The organism is Roseovarius maritimus (genome assembly GCF_043355895.2).
Classification (GTDB): Bacteria; Pseudomonadota; Alphaproteobacteria; order Rhodobacterales; family Rhodobacteraceae; genus Roseovarius; species Roseovarius maritimus.
On sequence record NZ_JBHFPF020000022.1, the window covers coordinates 1 to 16630 of the forward strand.

9 protein-coding genes and 4 pseudogenes are annotated in these 16630 nt (G+C 60.0%); 6 read left to right on the forward strand and 7 right to left on the reverse strand.

Translation table 11 applies throughout. The features are described from left to right. Nucleotides 1-11: 11 nt before the first annotated feature. The 3 genes from ACEWPM_RS19500 to ACEWPM_RS19510 all read right to left on the reverse strand — a co-directional run bounded on the left by ACEWPM_RS19500 (nucleotide 12) and on the right by ACEWPM_RS19510 (nucleotide 6677). Nucleotides 12-2969, reverse strand: a complete 2958-nt coding sequence (locus tag ACEWPM_RS19500) for a phospholipase D-like domain-containing protein (RefSeq protein WP_393964104.1) — start codon at nucleotides 2967-2969, stop codon at nucleotides 12-14. Nucleotides 2970-3026: 57 nt separating this feature from the next. Next, nucleotides 3027-5768 carry a DUF3427 domain-containing protein gene (locus ACEWPM_RS19505; protein WP_420768115.1) on the reverse strand — a complete coding sequence of 914 codons (2742 nt, stop codon included), beginning with the start codon at nucleotides 5766-5768 and terminating at the stop codon, nucleotides 3027-3029. A gap of 624 nt (nucleotides 5769-6392) precedes the next feature. After that, on the reverse strand, nucleotides 6393-6677 hold the full coding sequence (locus ACEWPM_RS19510; RefSeq protein WP_393964102.1) for a hypothetical protein: 285 nt from the start codon (nucleotides 6675-6677) through the stop codon (nucleotides 6393-6395). A gap of 31 nt (nucleotides 6678-6708) precedes the next feature. Here ACEWPM_RS19510 and ACEWPM_RS19515 point away from each other — a divergent pair, with 31 nt between their 5' ends. The 3 genes and pseudogenes from ACEWPM_RS19515 (at nucleotide 6709) to ACEWPM_RS19525 (ending at nucleotide 8349) form a co-directional block, all read left to right on the forward strand. Further along, nucleotides 6709-6891 (forward strand): IS3 family transposase, encoded by a 183-nt coding sequence (locus tag ACEWPM_RS19515; protein ID WP_393964101.1) that lies wholly within the window; start codon nucleotides 6709-6711, stop codon nucleotides 6889-6891. A gap of 32 nt (nucleotides 6892-6923) precedes the next feature. Beyond that, nucleotides 6924-7187: pseudogene (locus tag ACEWPM_RS19520) on the forward strand (transposase); the annotation flags it as partial. A 266-nt stretch (nucleotides 7188-7453) separates the two neighbouring features. Further along, nucleotides 7454-8349 (forward strand): annotated as a pseudogene (locus ACEWPM_RS19525) (IS110 family transposase). Between the two features lie 14 nt (nucleotides 8350-8363). Here ACEWPM_RS19525 and ACEWPM_RS19530 read toward each other — a convergent pair. Together ACEWPM_RS19530 and ACEWPM_RS19535 are read right to left on the reverse strand one after the other, a co-directional pair. Next, nucleotides 8364-8690 carry a hypothetical protein gene (locus ACEWPM_RS19530; RefSeq protein ID WP_393964099.1) on the reverse strand — a complete coding sequence of 109 codons (327 nt, stop codon included), beginning with the start codon at nucleotides 8688-8690 and terminating at the stop codon, nucleotides 8364-8366. Between the two features lie 328 nt (nucleotides 8691-9018). Further along, complete coding sequence (locus ACEWPM_RS19535) at nucleotides 9019-9615, reverse strand: EF-hand domain-containing protein (RefSeq protein ID WP_393964098.1); 597 nt, start codon at nucleotides 9613-9615, stop codon at nucleotides 9019-9021. A 468-nt stretch (nucleotides 9616-10083) separates the two neighbouring features. On the opposite strand from ACEWPM_RS19535, the gene ACEWPM_RS19540 reads away from it, so the two are divergent. Next, on the forward strand, nucleotides 10084-11070 hold the full coding sequence (locus ACEWPM_RS19540) for an efflux RND transporter periplasmic adaptor subunit (RefSeq protein ID WP_393964097.1): 987 nt from the start codon (nucleotides 10084-10086) through the stop codon (nucleotides 11068-11070). After that, nucleotides 11063-14275 carry an efflux RND transporter permease subunit gene (locus ACEWPM_RS19545; protein ID WP_393964096.1) on the forward strand — a complete coding sequence of 1071 codons (3213 nt, stop codon included), beginning with the start codon at nucleotides 11063-11065 and terminating at the stop codon, nucleotides 14273-14275. The genes ACEWPM_RS19540 and ACEWPM_RS19545 overlap by 8 nt, the downstream gene beginning before the upstream one ends. A 335-nt stretch (nucleotides 14276-14610) precedes the next feature. On the opposite strand, the pseudogene ACEWPM_RS19550 reads toward ACEWPM_RS19545, so the two are convergent. Beyond that, nucleotides 14611-15321 (reverse strand): annotated as a pseudogene (locus ACEWPM_RS19550) (IS6 family transposase). A gap of 193 nt (nucleotides 15322-15514) precedes the next feature. Then, entirely contained in the window at nucleotides 15515-15922 is a 408-nt protein-coding gene (locus ACEWPM_RS19555; RefSeq protein WP_393964095.1) for a (R)-mandelonitrile lyase, read from the reverse strand. 469 nt (nucleotides 15923-16391) lie between these two features. Between ACEWPM_RS19555 and ACEWPM_RS19560 the strand changes: the two are divergent. Further along, a pseudogene (locus ACEWPM_RS19560) lies at nucleotides 16392-16630 on the forward strand (hypothetical protein); the annotation flags it as partial.

Genomic DNA, 16630 nt, shown 5'->3' on the forward strand with positions numbered 1-16630 from the left:
GGCGGGCCAGCTCAGAACCAGAGGGGGTCAGTATTGGACGCCGATAAGGGGTCAATTTTGAATGCTGATTGACAATCGACATCTCGCACGGCAATCAAGCGGGGAGGTAGAACGGTAGGGTCTTGGGGGCTACCTGTGCGACCGCCCAAGAGAAGGATGGTCACTGGCTCACCTGAGGACAGAAGGCAAAGTTCGGCTCCCCAGAGACCACGAGGGTTTGCGTTCAGGACCCGGTCCAGAACGTCAGCCGGCAACACACGCCGAAGAGCTTCAAGCTGATCAAAGTAGTTGTTGCGGCGGAGTATACGCGGCTTCTTGACCTGTTCGAGAACAAGATCGGTCAGATCACCTGCAGAAAACTCTACCAGCTCTGATGGTAGGTCTTCCGCGCCGACACCTGACAGAAGGGCAATGCTAGCGACACGAGCCCGCGCCTTGTGATCTGACGACAGAACCAGACCGGGAAGGTCGAAGGTGTAGTAGTGGATACGGGAATTGGGACTGTCGATCCGGTCGATCCGGCCCAACCCTTGGATGAGGCTTTTGACGTCCGATGTGACGCCAATGATCCCAAGCGCAGAGGCGATTTGGAGGTTGATCCCTTCCGCCATCTGGAATGTGAGGAACATGGCCCGTGGCTTTAGCGGGTCGACATGTTTCCCGTCGATGCCAAAGTACTCCTGCGCATCCGCGCCAGATCGGATGTGATGCAGCTTCTTTCCGGTTTTGATCCGTGCACCAGGCGCGACCACGAAGACCTCGGGTCCTCGACCGCGTTGTCCTGCAAGAAGCCTTGCATAAACCTCGAGCACGCCGACCCGCTCAGCAAGGAAAATGGCATGACCATGTTTTCGAAGGATGTCTCGCATGACATCGGCCCTGGCTTCATCAATGCTGCCGAGGCTGGGATGGTTCAGAAGCCTGCTGATCCGGCTGCAAATCGGTGTTTCGCTCTCGTCGGCTTCGACATCAACTTCCTCGGCCAACGCGCCTTCCGGCATGGCTATGCCACGGGCGTTCTGCTTCTCGGCGCGTCTTAGGTTTTCTCCGATTGATGCCCGCCCTCGCTGATCGGCTTCGCTGTCGCGTTCGCGGGCCCATTCTTCGCGTGCAAAAGTTATCGACGCGCGTAGCAGTGCGAGAAAGTTCCGAATGTGGATGCGCGATTTGTCATGGAATTTGATTTCGGTGTGGGCTGCGCGTTGGGGATCCGCAGACACAAGGGTGACTCCAGTCGTGATGCACTCCGCCAAGGCCTTGATCCGCTCAATGATTTGGCGCTGCTGATCGCTTAGTGCGGTATCTTCCCTGTGGCTTCGGATCGTTGGATAAACGAAAGCTCCTGTTTTTCGAGCCGCGCTCTCCCCAATGCAATCCCGTTGGCGCCGCACAACATATGGTGCGAGGGCGTCGGCCAAGCCTTCCTGAAGGGCACTGATCTGCAGGCCGCCGGACTCTAGCTGGCGTTCGACATTGTTCACCTCATTCTGTAGCGCTTCCGCGCTGTCGAATAGATCGTCCTGTACCCTTTGATCTTCGATCCGGCGGTTCATCTGGTCGAGGTGGCGCACGAGCTCTCCACGCTTTCGAACCTTAGCCATGTGTTGGTTGATCTGCTCCGTAATGGGAGGCGGCACATAGATCGAGGCGCGCTTCTCATGGAATGCGAGCAAGCCATCCAGACCCTGGTTTCCCATGAGCGTGGCCGACAAACAGGCGGTCCAGATCGCCGGGCTGCGTTCGAAGACAAGCGAACGTGCAGAAGGTGCAAGGTATCGCGAGCTCAGCCGGTGGCTTTCATCAACGATCATTGATGCAGAGGAACGGACCGCGCGGTTTATCTCCTCGAGTTCCGCGGTCTCCTCCTTGCCCCTGCGTGAAAGGTGGCTGTGCTTGATAGGTTTGAAGTTGGCGGGCGCATTGGTCGTCCAGTTCTTCAGAACGCTGGCAGGTATCAAGGCAAGCGATCCAAGCCGTTGTTGATCGGCGCGCTCTCCCCAGGAAAAGACCGTCTGCCCATGGCTGACCGGCAGAACCGTAGCCAGGTGTTTTCCGATGTCGGTCTTGCCGGCGCCGGTCGGCGCTTCGACAAAAGCAAAGCCGTGCTCATAGACCGTGCCTGCGGCCTCATACACAAGATCGGCTTGGAAGGGTTGAGGTGGACGTCCGGCGCTGGTTTCGCCCGCGACACGCCAAGGCGTAAAGGTCGTGGCTTCGTGGACCATTCTGGCCACAGCTTCTTCGGGTGAGACAAGGCGGATGAGCGCTCGCAGGATTTCCAACGCTGTTTCAGTCCAATCACGCCCCACGTCCCAATACTGCTCAGCGGCCGCGCGACGCGCAGTCGCAAGTTCGGGCCAGGCATCGGCGTCGTCCATGAATTCCAGATTGCGGCGCAGACCGTTGATGGAGAAATTGGCACTTCCCGAAAGTGCCTTGTCCCCACCTACAAAAAGCTTCGCGTGAAGCATTGGTGGACGGCGCCCTAGTTTTTCTTCTGCCAGAACGGGATCGAAAATGCGGAACTTGATAATTCCGCGCTCGATTGCATCCATTGCAAGAACTGCGCGCAAATCGGCTAGATCAACAATCGAGAAACCCCTTGCGCCAAGGAAATGCTGGCGCGCTTCATCTGCTACTGATCGGCCGCTGCCACCTAAAGCCTGTCGTGTTTCGGAGTTGGAGCCAAAGACAATGCGAATGCTGCCCTCTGGGCGTTCGCTAAGGTTATCGACTGTTTCGAGCAAGATGGTCAGAGAAGACAGGAAGTCCTGATAACCTGTGACAATCAAACAACTCGGTTGCCTTAAAACAGTTTTGACCAGCTCACTCACAGGGCGCGTTGCATTATCGCCCCAGGCCCCGTGTCGAGACGCAGGAGCCCCTTCAGTCGTGCGCTCATCTCGATCAAAGTCGCTTCCGCGTGAGAAAAACCGCGAAATCAGTCCCTGCCGCTCTGTGGTTGCCATGTGCCGTTGTCTTCCTATGCCGCTGGGGGCAACGCTAAATTGGTTTTGTCTAAGCCATCAGTCTTGATTTGGAATTCCGAGCTCCGCCCAAAGCTCGCGCGGTGCTGGCGAAACTAATTCCCACTGTACTTCAATTGGCTTCTCGCCCTCCCATCCGGCGAACCTGGGCTGCCCGCAATAGATGAACGGATTGACCTTGCCGTTCACCTTGTTCCCGCGGCGGATGAACAGGTGTACCTCATGACCTTCCTCGCCGCTGATTACCCGGCCATGCTTGCTGTCCTGCCGCGTCTGGTTCTGGCTGAACCATTTCAGGCGTGACGGGCTAAGGAATGCGTTTTCGTAGGTCAGGTCCTGGGTCGAGACATTGGCTAGAAGGATCATGATCTTCTTCTCCGCGAGCGGCTTCATCCCGGTGCGCCAGACGTTTTGCTTGTACTCTTCGCCAAAGAACTCGGCGATGTCCGGCACGTAGTAGCGCTGCCAAAGCTCCAGAGTCTGTGGCTTGCCGACAAAGGTCGCGGATGCCTCGGCGGCCTCACGAACGATGGGCGTTTCCGCCAAACGCCATTCGACCAACTCGTGCACAAGCGGTTCCAACTCGCCGGAGGCGTCAGGGCGGGCCAGCCGAAAGCCGTCGCTGCCCTGCACTAGGTGCGGGTTGAAGGCGAGCTCTGACGCGCCGTTGCTCGGCTGCCGTCCGGCTACAATGTCGCGCAAAACTGTCAAGGCGGATCGAGACAAACCCCTGGGCCTTTCCAATTCACCCAAGAGACGACCGTGAGTAGCGAAGGGACGTTCGGGCAAGGGATCGCCCATGTCTCGGACAAAGTCGAACCAGCCGCCATGACCCGATTCGCGGGGGTCGAAGCCGTTGCGGAAGACTTCGACAGCCGTGGGGCGGATGCCATTCCGGTCCCGGAAGTCGACATAGAAAGCTTCGAGCTCCGCCGCGCCTTCCTTCGCGCGGAGGAGGTTGCGCAGGATGTCGATGACCTCGAGCTCATAGGTGATCTCGCAGCCTTGGGGCATCTGAAATTCGCCGACCTGAAGCGCGTCCAGTTTGGTCGAGATCGAGCGATCGCCTGCGCCCGCCTGCAAAAGGGTTGCGACCTTCGTGAGGAAGCTGCGGTGGTTGCCGATATAGTCGATCACCTGCAGAACCTTGCCCTCGACGCGGCGCAGGCCGCGGCCGAGTTGCTGCAGCCAGATGATCGCGCTTTCGGTCGGGCGTAGCATCAAGACGGTGCCGATCTCGGGCACGTCCACGCCTTCGTTGAACATGTCGACCGCGAAGAGGATGTCGATCTCGCCGCGACCAAGCGCTGCGAGGGAGCTCGCCCGCGGTGCGGAGCCTTGGCCCGAATGGACGGCAACAGCCTTCAGACCAGCGTTGCGGAAGTAATCCGCCATGTAGTCGGCGTGGCGCATGGAACAGCAAAAGCCGATCGCGGGGCCGATTGCGCGTTTGCGGTACTGATCCAGCGCGTTTAAGGCTCGCGCCTCGGTGGCAAGTGCGGCGTCCAGCGCGGTGGGGTCGAACTGGCCGGAGCGCCAGGGGATCTGGGCGTAGTCCACGTCATCCGGCACGCCGAAGTAGTGGAAGGGTGACAGGTGCCCCGCATCGATCCCGCGAAACAGGTCGCATTCGTAGACGAGGTTTTCGCCGCAAAGGCCAAGCAAGTCGGCGCCATCCGTCCGGTCTGGCGTTGCGGTGAGGCCCAACAGGAAGCCGGGCGTGAAATGCTCGATCAGCTTCTGATAGGTGCGGGCGGCGGCGTGATGGAATTCATCGACCACGATGTAGTCGAAATGGTCCCGGTCGAACTGGCGCAAGTGACCGACGCGGCCCAGCGTCTGGACCGAGGCGAAGAGGATTTCCGCATCCGCCTCCTTTTCGGAGCCCGTGTAGCGGCCGAGCTTGGCTTCGGGGCGGACCTTGCGAAAGGCCGCCATCGCTTGGGTCAGAATTTCGTCGCGATGGGCGACGAAGAGGATGCGGCCCGCCTTAGCTCGGATGGTGTCGAAGGCGGCCAGCCAGGTCTTGCCCAGCCCGGTGGCCAGCACGACAAGCCCGGCGCGGTGGCCGTTGGATCGGCTCTGCGCGAGCGCTGCCATTGCCTCCTGCTGGATCGTGTGCGGCTCTGGCGGCGGACCTTCCTCGGCCACAACGCGGGCGGTAAACTCAGGCATCGGGCGCGCCCTGCGGCGTTTCGCATAGGCATCGATCCACCCCGCCGTCAGGGACTTGACCTCAGGGCGTGCTAGCAGGTCCTCGAAGGCTGCTCCGACGCTGTCTGCCACGTCTTCGGAATGCAGGTTCCATTCCACGCCATCGGTTAGCGCGGATTGGGACAGGTTCGAGCTGCCGACAATCGCCGCTCCGCGCGCATCGATGGCGCGGAATAGCCAAGCCTTGGGATGAAAGCTGAGGCCGCCGGTCTCGAACACAAACAGCTCTGCACCCTCCAGGTCGAGCAGGCGCGCCAACGCAGTTGGATCGGTCGTGTCGAGATAATCGCCCACCACGATCCTGAGTCGCCCTCCGCGCGCCAGCAACTCACGAAACCAGGGCTCAAGCAGGGCCACGCCACTGTCCATCGCAAAGGCAATTGCAAGGTCGACGGATTGCGCGGTGTCCAACCGCTCGGCGAGCAGCGGCAGAAGCGGATCACGGCCGCCAGTTGTCAGACGTGCGCCACTCGCTTCCCGCAGGTGGAAATGGCCGTGATCGGATGAGGCAACGAAACCAGCCGTCCCGCGACCAAGTGCGGAGCCAACCTCGGCCAACATCGCCATCTGTTCCGGGCCGGTCAGGTCATCCCACGCCGACACGTGCCGAGGAGCGGGGATCAATCCGGCCTCACGGTGCATGCAGATCGGGCAGGTGAGGCGCGGGTCAGTCACACTCGTCCAAATCGTTCTTGTCTACTCAAGCCATTGGTAAAGATCGCCGCTGTCTTGTCCAGGCGCTGGGACAACGCTGCGCCAGCGCGAGCAGTGATTTCCGGCCTTAATTCCCTTCAAAACGTGGGACACAAATCCGAAAAAACCCAATAAACATGGTGAAAGAAAAAAGTCCCACCGCCTCGTAACTTGTTGTAATAAAAACAACAGATTATGCCGCATCCGGGCGCCATTATAAGAAATTGAATTTGTTTAAGAATAAGCGGCGCCGTTCTTTGGTTGAAGTTCACTTTCTTAATCGGGGCGCACTGGGAACGTAAAAGATTTCACGCTCATCTTTTTTTGAGAGTATTATGGAATTTTCTGGGCGCCGCGCTGACAGGGCGCTCGGATCAGGGTTCTGCGTTACACGATAGGGCCGTCTCTGTAGATCGAGTTGAGTTAGCGTGTGGTCTGCGGACGCCGACCGCCATGCTCAGATCCGCGGTCCGAATATTATATGACTTACATGCCGTTTCACGGCGAAAGATCGAAGTCATCCTTATCCGGCTCCGGGTCCAGCTTATCAACATCGTGATCGTCCGGAAACCGATGCAAGGACTGCGCCAGATCGTCAAGCGCCTCGCGCGGCGACGACACTGCCCTGTCAGTCTGACCAAGCTCCGCTGGGCCATATTCGTGAGACAGCCTTTGCCGGGCCAGCAAACCTTCGGCCTGCGGGCTTGGGATTAGGAACTCCACATCCATGCCGGCGCAGAGTGCCCGGCCACCATCATCGAACGTGATCTCTGCCGTCAGCATGCCCAACTGGGACGACGGGCGCAGTCGAGTCATGCGCCAGATTGATGAACAATTCCTTGAGACACCGTTTTTTGGCGTGCCTCAGATGACTTGGCATCTGCGCAACGCGGGCCATCTAGCCAACGAGAACCGGCTCAGACGCTTAATGCGATTGATGGGCCTGATGCCGGTTTACCAGAAGCCCAACACCCGCTGCCCGGCAGCAAATGCATAGCATGTGCGAGAGGGGGCAAGGCGGCGAAGGGGCACAAGATTTACTCCTATTTGCTACGCGGTTTGCGGGTGACCCGGCCCAATCAGGTCTGGTGCTCGGACATTACCTACCTGCCCGTGCAGCGCGGGTTCCTCTACCTCGTGGCGATCATGGATTGGCACACCCGCAAGGTTCTGGCTTGGCGCATCTCGAACACGCTGGAGGCCGACTTCTGTGTCAAGGCGCTGACTGAGGCCATCCACCGCTTCGGCCCGCCCGAGATAATGAATACCGATAGTCATATGATGGCCACCAGTTCTCGGGTGGTTTGACTCAAACACTGATCGACCGTTCGCTGGGTTGGTGCCGCTTGGCATTCGGGTTTGGTCTGACCCAAACAGCGACCGACCTGACACGTGTCTTTCCCTGGGCCTGTCGACCGCCCGGGAACGCCTTGCGGTGAGGCTTTGTCTCGAAGGTACCGCGTGACCCGAGAAGGGCCTGACCGCTTGGTCTCATGACTGTCCTGTCCGTGCATTCTTTCTGGCGAAGTTTGTCTGTTATCGCCGGAAAAGATGATCCAATGACTAAATCTATGCAAACGATACCAGTTGTCGGTGGGGTTGATACGCACAAAGACCTACACGTTGCCGCCGTTGTCGATGACAGCGACCAGGTGCTGGGAACGCAGAGCTTTGCCGCGACGCGGCAAGGCTACAAGCAGATGTTGACCTGGATGCGGTCATTTGGAGATTTGCAGCGGATCGGCGTGGAATGCACCGGCAGCTGTGGCGCAGGACTTCTACGATACACGCAGACCGCTGGCGTGGACGCCCTCGAGGTAACGGCACCGGACAAGCTGGACCGGAGACGGCGCGGTAAGAATGATAACTTCGATGCCCAAAGCGCTACCCACGCGGCCTTCGCCGAGCGGCGCACGGTGACTCCGCGCAGCCGGGATGGGATGGTGGAATCTCTTCGTGTGCTCAAGGTTTGCCGCAAAACTGCCGTCCAGGCACGTCGTTACCTCGAACTGCACGATGAAGTTGCCGACCTTGACGACATGATCGAGGGCATCATTAAGGAACTGGCACCAGAGCTGATCGCACGTAACGGAGTCGGGCTCAACAGCGCTGCACAATTGTTGCTGACCGCAGGTGACAACCCCGAGCGCCTGAGGTCAGAGGCGAGTTTTGCGGCCCTATGTGGCGTCAGCCCGGTCCCGGCATCATCCGGCAAAGCCACACGACATCGATTGAACCGAGGTGGCGACCGCGCAGCCAACAGCGCGCTCCACATCATCGCAATAGGACGGTTGCGGCTGGACCCGAAAACGAGGGAATACGTCGCTCGACGCATAGCAGAAGGCATTCCAAGCTCGAAGCGATCCGCTGCGTCAAGCGATACATCGCACGTGAGGTCTTCAACATCATTGCGCGTGGCCACAGACAGATCAATCGGGCTCAAATCGCTGCTTGACGCTTAGAAGGGCGTCAGTCATCGGCCCGGCGCGATCCGGGATAGTTAACACCATGCCCATCGCGTTCGTTTTCCGGGCGTTGCAAGCGCTCCGGGCGATCCCACACATCCAGAGCAGCAGAAGCGGATCCGGATCGAGGCACCATCCTCCGAACCTCCTCCAGCCACGCCTCGAGCCTTTCTTCCTCCAGCAGCTCAACCTCGGCAAGGTCCTCCGCCATCCGGGTCAGGAGATCGCGCCGCTCTTCGAGGATCCGGGTCGCCCGGGCTTCGGCGGCCTCGAGCCGGGCCCGGATCCGGGCGGCGTTGTCCGGGATCCGGAGATGGGCGGCAGAGGTCATGTCGAGCCAGACGGTCCCTCGGCGCCGAGACCGAACCGCAGATCGATATCCGTGGCGGTCTGCGTTTCACGCGCGAGATCCGACACCGCGTTACCGCCCGCGCCAGCGGCCACGGGGCCGAGAAACGGCCCCTCCGCTGCCCGGCCGGCCAGAGAGTAGGCCAGCTCGTCCTAGAGATCCGAGAGCACCGATTTGCCCGTGGCGTAGGACATCCAGATCTGCCCGTCATCACGGATCAGAACCACTCTGGCGAATTGCAATATCCGGTATATATCTCCATTTCCGTCAGCGAAGAGACGGCGCCGGCCATAGGCCGACGCCGCAGTCCTCAATCGTCGTTTGTGTCGTCAGCAGTGTTCATTCCGGACCCCATGCCCCGGCCACTGCCGGGCTGACCCTGCATCTGACCCATGCTGGACCGCATCTTCTGCATTCGCTCCATTTTCTTCGCGGGCGCAGTCATCTCGTCGCTGGTGATGGCGCCGTCTCCGTCGGCGTCGAGATGCTGGAACTTGTCGACCATCTTCTCGCGGATCATCGCACTGTGCAGCGTCTCAAACTCGGAGATCGACAATGTGCCGTCGCCATCGCCATCATACTCGGTCAGCTTGGCTTGCATCTGCTCGCGCATCTCCTGGGGCGTCACGTTGCCATCGCCATCGGCATCAAGCATCTGCATCATGGCGCCGCCCATCATGCCGCCCATACCACCCATCTTGTTGTCATGCATGCGATGCATTTTGTGCATATTCTGCATCATGCCAGACATGTCGCCCATCATACCGGGCCCGCCGCCCTTCATCATCGCACCGCAATCAGCGGTTTTTGTTTTCCCGCCGTAGCCTTGAGCGTTTTGTGCGTAGACAGCACCGCTGAGCGCGGTCGCAGCAGCCATCGAGAGGGCAAGAATGAAACGTTGTGACATGATAATCTCCTTTTCGATTGTCATGAGGTGAATCTAGGCATTTCAGACCGCGCTTGCACGGCATGGCGTTGACGCTTTTTGTAACATTTTGTAACGACGAAGTGAATTGATCGAGAAAGTTTCGCCCATCCGTCCCTTTGTCTCTGGCAGTACCGTATCTTGATGGCCTCGGAGCGTCAGACAAATGCACACCGCTATCGTTCGTGCCCTATCAGCCAGATGGAAAAGCGGCTTATCGATCTATCGTGACCGGCACCACGAAACCCCTTAACCTGATGTAGAGTCTGCTCACTGCTGGTCCGCTCACCAACTCTGGACCGCCAGAACGTAGAATTCCCCGGCTCTTTCGTGATAGAAAACCCGGCTCACTTCTGGGTGAAAATTTACAGTTCCTGTGCCAATATGACACGCTGATATACTATGGAATAATTGGGATGTGTTGTCGCATCACAACCAAGGAGCGAATGGATGATTAGGCGTTTTGCGATTCTTGGGATTTTATCAGGCGTGATATCCACGGTGAATCTGGCGCAGGCGGGCAGCCAGTCGATTGAACCGACGCAGATCACCGAATGGAAATCCGTCTATGGCGAGATCGAAACGCGCGACCGCGTGCCTGCCCGCGCCCGCATCGCTGGCACCATCGACACATTAGACGTAACCGAGGGAGACCGGGTCGAGGCCGGGCAGCAAATCGCGCTGGTCGAGGATACCAAGTTCGCGTTCCAGCTCGATTCAATCGACGCACAAATTCAGGCGTTGCGCGCCCGGCTTGCGACGGCGCAGGCGGATTTGGACCGCGGCGAAACCTTGCTGGAACGCGGGGTGATCACCAGCCAGCGTTTTGATCAGCTGCGTACCGAGGTCGATGTGATCGACGGCCAGATTCGCAGCCTTGAGGCCGAAAAGCTGGTTCTGCAGCAGCGGGTCACTGAGGGCGCCGTTCTGTCACCCCAGACAGGCATCGTCCTGGCGGTGCCAGTGGCGCGCGGATCGGTGGTCACTCCGGGCGAAGCGGTTGCCGAAATTGGCGGCGGCGGCGTGTTCCTGCGCCTCGCGCTGCCCGAACGCCATGCCGAGGCATTGTCCGAGGGCGATGAGATTGTGATCGGGTCCGAGGGTGATGGCCAGCGCACCGGCCGGTTGGCCAAGGTCTATCCACAGATTGAGGGTGGCCGCGTGCAGGCCGACGTCGAGGTTTCTGACCTTGATGCGCGCTTTGTCGGGCGCCGCGTGCCGGTGCGTCTGCCTATTGGCACGCGGCAGGCGATCCTTGTGCCTGCCGATGCAGTGTCAACTCGGAACGGGCTTGATTACGTCACCGTCGAAGGATCGGACGGCACCGTGGCGCGCGTCGTTGTGCCCGGTGACCTCATTCAGCGCGACGGCAAGGCATGGCGCGAAATCCTGACGGGGCTCAGCGCCGGGGACCGCGTGGTGACACCCGATGAGTGACGATTCAAGCAATCTGGGCATCGCCGGTCGGCTGACCCGCGCCTTCATCGCGTCGTCGCTGACGCCGCTTTTCCTGATCGCCTCGCTTGCCGTGGGACTGATTGCGCTGATCAGCCTGCCGCGCGAGGAGGAGCCGCAGATTTCCGTGCCGATGGTGGATATCCATGTGCAGGCCGACGGGCTGGCCGCGCAGGATGCGCTGAAACTGGTCACTGAACCATTGGAAACCATCGTCAAGGGCATCAGCGAGGTCGAGCATGTCTATTCCGACACCCGCGATGATCGCGTGATGGTGACGGCCCGGTTCGAGGTCGGGGTATCCTCGGACACTGCGGTCCTGCGGGTGCGGGACAAGATCCTTGCTAATCTCGACCGGATTCCCGTGGGTATTCCGCAACCTCTGGTCGTTGGCCGGGGCATTGATGACGTGGCCATCGTCGCGCTGACCTTTGCGCCGGCCTCGGGTCAGGAGGGCATCGGCGCCGATACGCTGACAAGCATTGCCCGTGAGGTCGCGGTCGAACTGGCCCGGATCGACGATGTCGGCCTGACCTATCTGGTGGGCGAAACCGATCAGGCGCTGCGCATCGCGCCCGATCCCGAACGTCTGGCGCTCTATGGCATCACGCTGCAACAACTGGCGGCCAAGGTCGAAGGGGCCAATCGCGCATCGCCCGCGGGCGATCTGCGCGACGGGGGCGAGCAGATCGGCCTTGTCATCGGGCAGACCCTGCGGGCCCCTGGCGAGATCGGCAATCTGGAATTGACCGCGCGTGACGGGCGCACCGTCTATGTGCGCGATGTGGCCGATGTTGCGTTTGTGTCCGACATGAACGAGGCGCATGTCGCCACGCTGGCCCGCGCTGAGGACGGGCAGATCCTGCGCCGTCCGACCGTCACGCTGGCGCTGGCCAAGCGCGCCGGCGCCAACGCCGTGATGGTGGCCGAGGAAATCCTGCACCGCGTCGACGCGATGCAGGGTGACCTGATTCCCGATAGTGTAAGCGTCGAGATCACCCGCGATTACGGCGAGACGGCCAGTGAAAAGGCCAACGAACTGCTGTTCCATCTGGGGCTGGCCACGCTGTCCATCGTAGCGCTGATCCTGTTGGCCATTGGTTGGCGAGAGGCGGTGGTGGTGGCGGTGGTGATCCCGGTGACGATCCTGCTGACGCTGTTTGCCGCGTGGATCATGGGATATACGCTGAACCGGGTGTCGCTGTTCGCGCTGATCTTTTCCATCGGCATCCTCGTAGATGATGCCATCGTGGTGATCGAGAATATCGCCCGCCACTGGGGTCTGAAGCCGGGGGACAAGAGCGCCCGGCAGGCCGCGATCGAAGCGGTGGCCGAGGTCGGCAACCCCACTATCGTCGCCACGCTGACCGTGGTCGTGGCGCTGCTGCCGATGCTGTTCGTGTCGGGCATGATGGGCCCCTATATGAGCCCGATTCCTGCCAACGCGTCAGCGGCGATGATTTTCTCCTTTTTTGTTGCGGTGACGATCACCCCCTGGCTGATGATGCGGTTCGCAAGCCCCGCCACCATCGCCCATGCGGGGGAGGGCATTGGGCATCCCGGTGGCAAGATGGGGCGATTTTATGCCACCATCGCGCGCCCTCTGCTGGCCGGAAAATGGCGCTCCGGCCTCTTTCTGCTGGTGGTAGCGATCTTGTCCTTTGGCTCGCTGGCGGCGCTCTATACCCGCGACGTGACGGTGAAACTGCTGCCGTTTGACAACAAATCCGAACTCTCGGTGATGATCGACATGCCCGAGGGCGCATCGGTCGAGGCGACGGACGCCGCCGCGCAGGCCATTGCGCGGATCGCGCTGGACCTGCCCGAAGTGCTGACCGCGCAGACTCATGCGGGCACGCCTGCGGCCTTCGATTTCAACGGTCTGGTGCGACATTACTACATCCGCTTCAGTCCCGAGCAGGGGCAGGTGCAGCTGAACCTTGCGGCCAAGGACCACCGCGACCGCAGCAGTCACGCCATCGCGCTGGATCTGCGCGACCGGCTGGCCGAGGCGCTGGATCTGCCGAAGGGCGCCGTCTTCAAGGTGGTCGAGCCTCCGCCGGGACCGCCCGTGCTCTCGACGCTTCTGGCCGAGATTTATGGACCCGACGCAGACACCCGCCGTGCGGTCGCGCAAAAGGTCCGCGCAGCATTTGAGGACACGCCGTTCATCGTCGATACCGACGACAGCGAAGGCGCCCGCCCGCGCCGCCTGCGGGCTGAGCTTAACCCCACCGACATGGATTTTTTCAAGGTGCAGGAAGGCGACGCGCTGCATACGCTCCGGTTGCTTAATTCTGCGACCACCATCGGCTATTCGCACCGGGGCGAGGGACGTCCGCCGATTCCCATCGTCATGGCCCGCGCCCGCGGCGACCGCGTGATGAATGAGACGGCACTATCCACGCCGATCCCGGCGGACGCATTACCGGGCGCGCGTGGGATTGTCGAATTGGGCGATGTCGTTCAGATCAGCGAAGAGCGCGCCTCCTATCCCATTTTTCGCCGCAACGGCCATACCATTGTCATGGTGATGGCCGAGCTGGCCGGTGAATTCGAGGCGCCGCTGTATGGTATGCTGGCCGTCTCGGACCGGCTGGACGCGATGGACTGGGGCGATACGCCCAAGCCTGAAATCCGTCTGAACGGCCAGCCTGCCGATACCAGCCACCCCGTCCTGCTGTGGGATGGCGAATGGGAGGTCACTTGGGTCACTTTCCGTGACATGGGGGCAGCCTTTGCGGTGGCGCTTCTGGGCATCTACATCCTCGTCGTTGCGCAGTTCGGATCGTTCCGCCTGCCGCTGGTGGTGCTGACGCCGGTGCCGCTGACCTTCCTTGGCATCATGCTGGGTCACTGGCTGTTCAACGCGCCGTTTTCGGCGCCGTCGATGATCGGCTTCATCGCGCTGGCGGGTATTATCGTGCGCAACTCCATCCTGCTGGTGGATTTCATCCGCCACGCTGACCCCGAAGGACGGATCACGGTCGAGATTCTGATCGAGGCGGGTGCCACCCGGTTCAAGCCGATCCTGCTGACCGCCATCGCGGCGATGATCGGCGCTGTCGTGATTCTGGCCGATCCGATCTTTCAGGGGTTGGCGTTGTCGCTGCTATTCGGGTTGCTGACATCCACAGCGTTGACGGTGCTGGTGATCCCGGCAATCTATCGGGTCTTTAAAACCTGAGCGGACCGGACACCAGCACGCGACAAGACCAAGACCCGTTCGCAATTATAGCGTTCGGGTCTGATGCCGGAGGAGAGTAATAGTACTCTTAGGCAGTTTGATCATGTTTTTGGTCAGCTGTACTCGCCGGTGAGAAGGATATCTGCCCACCTGAATGGTCAGATGAGTGCCAGAAGGTCGGGTGAGCAATCCAATGCAAAAATCAAACCGGGAACCCCGATGGATCCAGTCACGCTGTTTCAAGATCACCAGACCTCCAACTCCGCAATGGTGGGAGATATACGGGCAATGCCAAGCTGTTTGACGTAGATTGCAAGAGTGGTGATTTCTCGAAATCAGGCCCTCATCTCGGCGGCATAGCCGTCCCACAGGCCGAAGGCATCGGCTCTGGCATGACGGTAGGAGATGATGGAAAGTGGATAGTGGCGGGGGCGGAAGATGGTGCTGATCTGGTCGTGTGCAGCAAGGAACCTTTGCGCCTGCCTCGACGACTTGAAAAGTCCCATGATTTTTTCCCGGCGCCGCGTCGGCCTGTGTGACCCTTCGATCAGATTGTTGAGGCCTTTGTGCGCGCGATGATCCGCGCCCGGCGCAAGATCTTGGATCGGCTTGAAATAGCTGCGGTGTTTGTCAGTGATCACAATGCGCGGATTGCCAAATTCGGAGATAAGCCGCTTCAGGAAACGTCGCGCGCCTTTCGCGTTTCGCGGTGGCTGAACGAGAATGTCGAGCACAGCTCCGTCTGCGTCGATCGCCCGCCAAAGCCAGTACTTAACACCGTTGATCGGCACCAACACCTCGTCAAGATGTCACTTGTCTGCAGGTGCTGACCGATCCCTCGGGATGCAGTTGGCAAAATGGGGACCGAACCGCTTCACCCATAGCCGAATGGTCTCCCGGCTGACGATCACGCCGCGCTCGGCGAGCAGATCCTCGACATCGGCCGTGCTGAGCGCAAATCGATGGTAGGCCCAGACGGCATAGGAGGTGATCTCTCGGGAAAAGCGAAAGCCCTTCAGGCGCGGTATTGTCGGCGGAGTTCTCATGATGATCGCCATCCCCTCGGAAAGCGGCGAGCAACTTGGCAGTGCCCCATCATCACATGGTCAAGCGCCGCGGCGCTTGACCAGTCCAGTCATTCGCTATGCTCGCGAAACCTTGGGTAAGACGAACTAACCCTGCGGCGATAGAACGAGCCGTAGGCGTTATCGGTTTTTTTGTGAATTGACTTACTCGATTCTACTCGGCGCGTGGGGCGTTGTAGTCCTCGTCCGTGACATGCTCCATCCAGTCGGCAGTCTTGCCATCGACAGATGTCTGGACCGCCAGATGGGTCATGGCGCAGTCTGATGACGCGCCGTGCCAGTGTCGCTCCCCCGGCGCGAACCAGACCGTATCACCCGGACGCAGCACCTGCACCGGCTGTCCCTCGGACCCGGCCAACCCGGTACCCGACAGTATATGAAGCGTTTGACCGGCCGGATGGGTGTGCCACGCTGTCCGCGCGCCAGGCTCAAAAGTCACCGACAGGATTTTGACTGGTGAGGGATCTTCACCCGACACTACCGGATCAAACCGGACTGTTCCGGTGAAATACTCGCTGCTTGGGAATTGCGAAGGCCGGTCCCCGGCGCGGTGGATCATCATATCGAGCTCCTCTTGGCGTTGTACTGTGCGCAATAGCAGGACTCCGGCTGCAAACCCATGACCATGTCATTTACACTGTGCAGAACGTCGGAGATCCCAATACGTCTCTTGCGAAACTGGGCGATGAAATATGCACGCACTTATGTGCTACCGGACCTTCACCGAACTTGCGACGAACGTCAACTTCGAGCCCTGAGTGACTGATGCAGCGATTTGATAGAATGTTTGCTTTCAGAATTAAGGGCAGCACGGGCCGATGCTCAATTGCTACAGAAATTCGTCGTCGGATAAACAGCGTGCGATATGCAACTTCGTGCGTCACCGAAACGAGTGAGGCACCCGGCCATTCGTCCTCAGGTCAATCGCAGGCAAGGGCCGGTCATACAAAAAGCTATTGATATGGATCACTCATGTGGGGCTGCGGACTGTGCTATCATGAGTTTCTAGAGCCATCAGCGGGGAGGCTGCGATGAATTTCAATCTTGTGTGTCTGGCATGCGGTCAAGGCAACCGAATCCCGCAGGAAAAGCTCGCTGCAGGACCTAAATGCGCGGTTTGCGGCACTGCCCTGATCAAGACAGAGCCAACCGACGTCTCATTTGATGTTCTGCTGAAAGCCACGCGGATAGACAGTAAGCATCCGGCGTGGGCCGCGGTCAGGCGTCTCGGAGGCGCTCCGAGGATTGCCAATTCCATGGAAGCAGGGTC

Coding starts and splice junctions, on each gene's coding strand:
- ACEWPM_RS19555 (WP_393964095.1), bottom strand. CDS start 15,922: ATGATGATCCACCGCGCCGGGGACCGGCCTTCGCAATTCCCAAGCAGC.
- ACEWPM_RS19530 (WP_393964099.1), bottom strand. CDS start 8,690: ATGACCTCTGCCGCCCATCTCCGGATCCCGGACAACGCCGCCCGGATC.
- ACEWPM_RS19505 (WP_420768115.1), bottom strand. CDS start 5,768: ATGGCGATGTTGGCCGAGGTTGGCTCCGCACTTGGTCGCGGGACGGCT.
- ACEWPM_RS19515 (WP_393964101.1), top strand. CDS start 6,709: ATGCGCCAGATTGATGAACAATTCCTTGAGACACCGTTTTTTGGCGTG.
- ACEWPM_RS19540 (WP_393964097.1), top strand. CDS start 10,084: ATGATTAGGCGTTTTGCGATTCTTGGGATTTTATCAGGCGTGATATCC.
- ACEWPM_RS19535 (WP_393964098.1), bottom strand. CDS start 9,615: ATGTCACAACGTTTCATTCTTGCCCTCTCGATGGCTGCTGCGACCGCG.
- ACEWPM_RS19545 (WP_393964096.1), top strand. CDS start 11,063: ATGAGTGACGATTCAAGCAATCTGGGCATCGCCGGTCGGCTGACCCGC.
- ACEWPM_RS19500 (WP_393964104.1), bottom strand. CDS start 2,969: ATGGCAACCACAGAGCGGCAGGGACTGATTTCGCGGTTTTTCTCACGC.
- ACEWPM_RS19510 (WP_393964102.1), bottom strand. CDS start 6,677: ATGCTGACGGCAGAGATCACGTTCGATGATGGTGGCCGGGCACTCTGC.